This is a genomic window from Pseudomonas sp. 3B-A001-10F, from assembly GCF_056313565.1.
In genome coordinates this window covers 1-648 of sequence record NZ_JBQYFW010000082.1, presented here as the reverse complement: position 1 = coordinate 648, position 648 = coordinate 1, and the positions used below count along the sequence as shown (strand labels likewise).

Sequence of the window (648 nt, the reverse complement as noted above, 5' to 3'; positions counted from 1 at the left end):
CGGTGCGGCGGCCGTCAAAACCGCTTTCCTGACGAATCAGCCCGGTGGAGGTGTAATCCAGCCGATACTTTTCCCCGGATTCGTTTTCAATCTCGGTGAGCAGCAGTTGCGCATGGTCATAGCGGTACTGCACCCGCGTGCCGTCGGGGTTGATCCGCCGCGAAACCAGGTGCAGATCGTCATCGTATTCGTAACGGGTGATGTGCCCCTGTTCATCGCGCTCGGCGGTGACCTGACCGTAGGCGCCGTAGCTGTAGGCGCGGGTGCTGCCGCCAGGAAATGTCGTCTGAATCAGTCGGCCAACGGCGTCCCAGTGCTGACGGGTGACTGCACCGTGTTCGTCCGCAGTCGTGGTCCGTCGCCCCAGCGCGTCGTAGGAAAAACGCCGCACGCCACCGTCGGGCAGGGTTTCCTCGGTCAACTGGCCGAGGGCATTCCACACCAGCCGATGCCGGCTGCTGTCCGGATAACGGATCGACAGCAACTGCCCCCGGGTGTCGTAGTAGTAATGGGTGACCTGACCGTCGGGGTCGACCGCTTCGGTGACATCGCCCTCGGCATTGCGCCGGTAGATCCACACCGCCTCTTCGCGAGAGCGTTTGTGCAGGAAACCGTTGCGATACTCGTAGGACGTGGGCGCCTCATCCG

At 63.0% G+C, this 648-nt stretch carries 1 pseudogene; it reads right to left on the bottom strand.

The window, feature by feature from the left end:
• Positions 1–648 (bottom strand): annotated as a pseudogene (locus AC0ZWN_RS28825) (type IV secretion protein Rhs); the annotation flags it as partial.